The organism is Polaromonas sp. JS666 (assembly GCF_900103405.1).
Taxonomy (GTDB): Bacteria; Pseudomonadota; Gammaproteobacteria; order Burkholderiales; family Burkholderiaceae_C; genus Polaromonas.
Genome location: NZ_FNHX01000012.1, coordinates 110,301 through 116,477 on the forward strand (window position 1 = coordinate 110,301; position 6,177 = coordinate 116,477).

The window sequence follows — 6,177 nt, forward strand, 5'->3', positions numbered from 1 at the left end:
TGATTGTAGACAAGTCTGTCTACTTGTGCCAGAATTTCGGCAGGTAGACAGACTTGTCTACTCTTCTATCCCCACCACCCTTCAAAGGATGCCTCCATGGAAACCCGGCCGCCGCTCCCGCCCTTCACCCACGACACCGCCGTGCAGAAAGTCCGCGCCGCCGAAGACGGCTGGAACACGCGTGACCCGCAGCGCGTGTCGCTGGCCTACACCGCGCAAAGCCGCTGGCGCAACCGCGCCGAGTTCGTCACCGGCCGCGAGGAAATCGTCGGCCTGCTGTCGCGCAAATGGGCGCGCGAGCTGGACTACCGCCTGATCAAGGAGCTGTGGGCCTTCGGCGGTAACCGCATTGCGGTGCGTTTTGCCTACGAGTGGCATGACGATGCCGGCAACTGGTTCCGCTCCTACGGCAATGAAAACTGGGAGTTTGACGAGATAGGCCTGATGGCGGTGCGCCACGCCAGCATCAACGACCTGCCCATCAAGGCGGCGGAGCGCAAGTTTCACTGGCCGCTGGGGCGCCGGCCCGACGACCACCCGAGCCTGAGCGACCTTGGCTTGTGAAGGGATGGGGGCGGGGCTGTAGAATCCGTGTCCCCCATGCGCACCGTGTTGTCGCTGCGTGACCTGAATTTGCCCCCGGCCTGCCGTCGGGGCGCCTGACCCGAGTGATCCCGCTTTGACTGACTCCCACACCCCGCCGGCCGGCCCGGACCACGAATCCCCCCACGACGAGCAGCCCGTTCTCCAGGAGCCGCGGCTTTGGCGCGGCGACGGCTGGACGGCCAAGGTCATCAAGAACGAGGACGACGACGGCTGGGCCGTCGCCATGATCAAGGACGGCGAGCCCGAGCCCGCGCTGGTCGGCCCCTGGACCATGGGGCGCGACAAGAAAAATCCCAAGCCGCTGGACGGCCCCGCCTTCAGCACGCTGGTGAAGACCGCCTCGGAGTTCGTGCGCAGGCACGAGCAGCAGCTGCATGCCACGCTGCACCAGAGCATCACGGTGACTGCCCATGCGGCGCGTGTCACGGTAACGCTGGACATCGTTCCCGATGAGGACAACCCGCACGGGCTGCTCAGCGCCGCCGACGAGGCCGGTGAACAACTGGCGCAGGTGCGCGTGGCGCCGTCCTTCAAGCTCAATCGCGCCAGCGCCGTGGCCTGGGCTGAAAGCGGCTTTGCCAAGCCGGCCGGCCGGTGAGCGCGCCCCAGGCCTGCGGCATAGACTTCGGCACCTCCAATTCGACGGCGGGCTGGGTCCGGCCCGGCTTGCCCGCGCTGCTGCCGCTCGAAGGCGGCAAACCGACGCTGCCTTCCGTGGTGTTTTTCCATGCCGAGGACGAGCATGTGAGCTACGGCCGCGCGGCGCTGGCCGACTACCTGGCCGGTTACGAAGGGCGCTTGATGCGCTCGCTCAAAAGCCTGCTGGGCACGGCCATGATCGACGACCACACGGAGGTCGGCGGCCGCGCGCTGCCGTTTCGGGTGCTGCTGGCGCAGTTCATCGGCGAGCTCAAGCACCGCGCCGAAAAAGCCGCAGACCAGTCCTTCAGCCAGGCGGTGCTGGGCCGGCCGGTGTTCTTCGTGGACGACGACCCGCAAGCCGACAAGAAGGCCGAAAACACCCTGGCCGAGATCGCCCACGCGGTCGGCCTCAAAGACATCGCCTTCCAGTATGAGCCCATCGCGGCGGCCTTCGACTACGAGTCGCAGATCCGCCGCGAAGAACTGGTGCTGGTGGTGGACATCGGCGGGGGAACCTCGGACTTCGCGCTGGTGCGCCTGTCGCCGGAGCGCGCGCAAAAGGCCGAGCGGCGGGACGACATCCTGGCCAGCGGCGGCGTGCACATAGGCGGCACCGACTTCGATAAATACCTGAGCCTGGCCAGCGTCATGCCCACACTGGGCCTGGGCAGCCGGCTGGTCAGCGGGCTGGAGGTGCCCTCGGCCCAGTACTTCAACCTCGCGACCTGGCACACCATCAATCAGGTCTACAGCAAAAAATCCTGGACGCAGATCAGCGACATACGGCGCGGTGCGGTCGACAAGGACAAGCTGGACCGCCTGCAGAACCTGGTGCGCGAACGTGCCGGCCACTGGCTGGCAATGCAGGTCGAGGCGGCCAAGATCACGCTGTCCGACGCGCCCGAGGCCATCATGGACCTGGGCCGCATCGCCCCCGGCGAGACCCTCACCTTGCACCGGCCCGATTTTGATGGCGCCATCGGCGAGCTTGTGGGCACGGTGTCGCGCACCGTCCTGGGCTTGCTCAAGGACGCCGGTGTCGACCCGGACGCCATAGACACCGTGTTCTTCACTGGCGGCTCCAGCGGCGTGCCCCTGCTGCGTGAGCAGATTTCCGCCTTGCTGCCGCAGGCGCGCAGCGTGGAGGGCGACCGCTTCGGCAGCATTGGCGCGGGGCTGGCGCTCGATGCGCTGCGCAAGTTCGGCTAGCAGCCGCCCGTTTCAGGCCGTGTCGTGCGGCCGACCGGGACTGGATGCCCAGCTGGAGTTTCCCCAATTTTCGGTTTTAGGAGAGGAAGAGATATTTAACTATCTTTTTTGAATAAAAAGATAGTTAAATATTGTTTTTAATCTCGAAAATAGATAAAATACTATCGTTCATATAAAAAACGATAGCATTCTATTTATGAAAACAATGTCGGAAATGGCGATCCTCCTTGAAGTGGAGCGGCAGCGCCTGATGCTGGATTACCAGGTCCTGGCTGAAAGGACGGGCCTTACGCCCCTGGCGGTGCGCAATGTGCTCCAGGGGCGCAGCGCGCCGCGCATCACCACCTTGATGGCGATTGCCGACCAACTGGGGCTGGAGGTGCTGCTGTTGCCCAAGGTGGTGGCCGCCGGCCTGCAGCCGTACAGCGTCCAGGAGCCCGCGCCGCCCGCTTTGTCGCGGGTGGACCGCATCGTGGCCGAGACCTCGCAGCTCGCTGCTGCTGCCGCAGGCGCAAAGAAGGCCAAGGGTGAGCGGCCATGAACGTTCTGGCGCTGGATATCTACCTGGGCTCCCTGCGCGCCGGGTTGCTGTTCCAGTACGGCACGGGCAGCACGGCGCTCACGCGTTTCATTCCCGACGAGGCCTTCTGGTCCAACCCGGCATCGCCGGTGTTCTCCTGGGCCGCCACGGACGACGACGCGCAGCGCCGCGAGATCTTCTGGCGCAGTTACGTCAACACTCCGTTCTTCAATGCCGAAGGCGGGCGCCTGCCGGCATTTTTCCAAAACCTGTTGCCCGAGGGGCCGCTGCGCCGCCACCTGGAGCAGCTGCGCGGCTGTGGGCCCAACGACCATTTCGACATGCTGGCCGCCTGCGGCACCGACTTGCCCGGCAATGTCTATGCCTACCCGGCACACCTCGATGCCCAGGCGCTGGCGGGCGTGGTCACCCAGCACCATGACGCGCTGGAGATGTCCGTCAGCGCCGACCCTTTGCCCGACGCGACCTCGCTGTCCGGCGTGCAGCCCAAGCTCGCGCTGGTGCAGCAGCAGGGCCGCTATGTGGCGCGCACCCGCGACGCCCAGGGCGTACACATCATCGCCAAGCTGCCCACGGCCGAGTTCGCCCTGCTGCCCGAGGTCGAGGAACTCTCGCTGCGCCTGGCGCGGGCCGCGGGCGTGGGCGTGTGCGAAGCCTGGCTGGCGCCCCTGGACGAGATCACGGCCGGCCAGCCTTTTGTGCTCGGCGAGAGCCGGCATTTCCTGGCCGTCAAACGCTTTGACCGCGGCCCCCAGGGGCATATCCATTGTGAGGATTTCGCGCAGATCCTGCGCATACAGCCCGAAGAAAAATACACCCACCCGGCCGCAAGTTATGCCGCCATGGCCAGGACGCTGCGCGAAGGCATGAGCCTGCCGGCCCAGGTGGGCGAGGGCGCCGCGGAAGAACTGGTACGCCGCGTCATGGTCAATGAAATGCTGGGCAACTACGACGCCCATGTGAAGAATTTCGGCGTGCTGTACCGCGACGGTCGCACGCCCGAGTTGTCGCCGGCCTACGACGTGGTGGCCTATGCGGCATACCTGGGCGGACGCGGCCACGCGCTGCGCTTTGTGCCCGGTGGCGAAAAGCAGGCCAGGCTCACGGCCCAGACCTTGCGCAGCTTTTGCAACGCCACCGGCATGTTCGAAACACGCGTGCGCGGCGTGCTCAATGAGGCGGTGGGAAAGGCCTGCGAATCGTGGCCGCAGATGATAGCGGCCAGCGGCCTGCTGGAGCGGCAAAAGCAGAACCTGCTCAAACACTTCGAGGCCTGCGACGCGGTGAAAAGCTGGCGGGCCCGGCGCGCGGCGGGCGCCAGGCGCAGGGCGGCGTCCATGCCGCCATGAAACGGCGGCCCTTGCGCACCCCGCATGACAAAATAGCCCATCGCCAACCCATGACACCCGGAGCCCCCGCATGAATTTCGCGCCTGACCTTGCCACGGTCACCCACGGCATCCAGCTGGCCGTGGCGCCGGTGTTTTTGCTCACAGCCGTCTCGGGCATGATCGCGGCCGTGGCGGGCCGCCTGGCCCGCATCATCGACCGCGCGCGCTTTCTGGAAAACCGGCTGGAAGCCGGCGGCGTGGAAGACACCCGTGCACAGCGCATGTATGCCGAACTGCGCGAACTGCGCCACCGCGGCTGGCTGGTCAACATCTGCATTGCCTTGCTGACTTTTTGCGCCATCCTGATCGGAACCACCATCATCCTGCTATTCCTCGGCGAAACCAGCGAACTGCCCACCTTGCGGATCGCGACGGTGTGCTTTTTGTCTGGCGTGGTCTGCTTCCTTCTGGCCCTGGTGTGCTTTCTGGCCGAGACCTTGCTGGCGACGCGGTTGCTGAAATTCGCGGAGCCTTCGAGCTAGGCCTCAGTTGCCTGAACCTGAATGTGAGCAAATGTAGGACGCCGCATCAGCTTGTTGCCCTACAGATTTTTTCCTTTCGCGATGGCGAGAATAGGCAAAGCTCCGTCAACGACCGCGCAAGCCTTCCGTTGAACAGTCAGGCACGCGAGCGGCTAAGGCCCTGTTGGCCGCAAGCCCTTATTCAAACCACCGGAGAACCATAATGAAAACCACCACGATGACACGCAGCCTTGCACTGTTGATGGCGGCCACCCTGGCCTGTTCCGCGAGTTTTGCCGAGAAGCCCGAATGGGCGGGCGGCGGCAAAAACAAGGGCAACAAGCATGAGCAGCAGGCGGAGCAGTCCGATCACGGCAATCAAGAGCCGGGCGGCAAAAAAGCCAAGAAAAACAAGCAGGCCGCCGAGGTCAAGGTCGGCGGCTATTTTGTGCCGCAGCAGCGTGTGGTGGTTCAGAACTATTACGGCAAGCAGTTCAAGGCCGGCCACTGCCCCCCGGGCCTGGCCAAGAAAAACAACGGCTGCCTGCCCCCAGGCCAGGCCAAGAAATACGCCATAGGCCAGCCGCTGCCGCGCGACATCGTGTACTACCCCGTGCCCGCGGCGGTGGTGGTGCAACTGGGTGCCCCGCCCGCAGGGCACAAGTATGTGCGGGTTGCGACCGACATTCTGCTGATTGCGGTGGGGACGAGTATGGTGGTGGATGCCATCCAGGATTTGGGTTCTATTTAAATTGATTTTTTCCGGCGGCTGCTTTCTCTGCTGAGGGCGGCTGGCCGGGTCTCGCCCCGGCGGGCGAGGCACTTTTCTTTGCTTCGCCAAAGAAAAGTACCCAAAAGAAAGGCGACCCGCAGTCTGGGTCCCTCCGCTGCGCTACGGGCAACCTGCGGTGCTCGAGCCAAGCGGGGTCCGGCTAAACTCGCTTCGCTCAAACAACGCCGGCCCTGATCCGCTTGTCTCTGCGCTCCTCGGCCCAGCCAGGACGGGGCAATCGGGAGCGGGAACCGAATACCGAAATACCAAGAAGACAAATACAAACAAGGACACGCCATGGCGTGTCCTTGTTGCTTTAGGTATTCGGGGGGGGCTTCGGCTGTTTGGTATTCCTGTCCCCACCCCTTGTGTATGTGCCGAGGAGCGGAGGGCCAGACGGATCAGGGCTGGCGTTGTCTGAGCGAAGCGCAGCGTAGCGAGTTTAGCCAGACCCCGGCTGGACCGAGCACCGCAGGTTGCCCCGGAGCGAAGCGCAGGGGACGCAGACACCAGGGTCGCCTTTCTTTTGCTTACTTTTCTTTGGCGAAGCAAAGAA

General features: G+C 64.4%; 7 protein-coding genes. All 7 read left to right on the forward strand.

The annotated features are described in order from the left end of the window. Positions 1 to 96: 96 nt before the first annotated feature. The 7 genes from BLQ85_RS21340 to BLQ85_RS21370 all read left to right on the forward strand — a co-directional run bounded on the left by BLQ85_RS21340 (position 97) and on the right by BLQ85_RS21370 (position 5,600). The gene (locus BLQ85_RS21340) at positions 97 to 564 is read left to right on the forward strand and encodes a nuclear transport factor 2 family protein (RefSeq protein WP_074579974.1); all 468 of its coding nucleotides are present in this window, start codon (positions 97 to 99) and stop codon (positions 562 to 564) included. A 115-nt stretch (positions 565 to 679) separates the two neighbouring features. Beyond that, positions 680 to 1,204, forward strand: a complete 525-nt coding sequence (locus BLQ85_RS21345) for a hypothetical protein (RefSeq protein ID WP_074579975.1) — start codon at positions 680 to 682, stop codon at positions 1,202 to 1,204. Continuing rightward, positions 1,201 to 2,457, forward strand: a complete 1,257-nt coding sequence (locus tag BLQ85_RS21350) for an Hsp70 family protein (protein WP_074579976.1) — start codon at positions 1,201 to 1,203, stop codon at positions 2,455 to 2,457. The genes BLQ85_RS21345 and BLQ85_RS21350 overlap by 4 nt, the downstream gene beginning before the upstream one ends. Positions 2,458 to 2,671: 214 nt before the next feature. Then, on the forward strand, positions 2,672 to 2,998 hold the full coding sequence (locus BLQ85_RS21355; protein WP_254806497.1) for a helix-turn-helix domain-containing protein: 327 nt from the start codon (positions 2,672 to 2,674) through the stop codon (positions 2,996 to 2,998). After that, entirely contained in the window at positions 2,995 to 4,347 is a 1,353-nt protein-coding gene (locus tag BLQ85_RS21360; RefSeq protein WP_074579978.1) for a type II toxin-antitoxin system HipA family toxin, read from the forward strand. Before BLQ85_RS21355 ends, BLQ85_RS21360 begins: the two co-directional genes overlap by 4 nt. 70 nt (positions 4,348 to 4,417) lie before the next feature. After that, complete coding sequence (locus BLQ85_RS21365) at positions 4,418 to 4,870, forward strand: DUF2721 domain-containing protein (protein ID WP_074579979.1); 453 nt, start codon at positions 4,418 to 4,420, stop codon at positions 4,868 to 4,870. Between the two features lie 202 nt (positions 4,871 to 5,072). Next, on the forward strand, positions 5,073 to 5,600 hold the full coding sequence (locus BLQ85_RS21370) for a hypothetical protein (protein WP_074579980.1): 528 nt from the start codon (positions 5,073 to 5,075) through the stop codon (positions 5,598 to 5,600). The last annotated feature ends 577 nt before the right edge of the window (positions 5,601 to 6,177 follow it).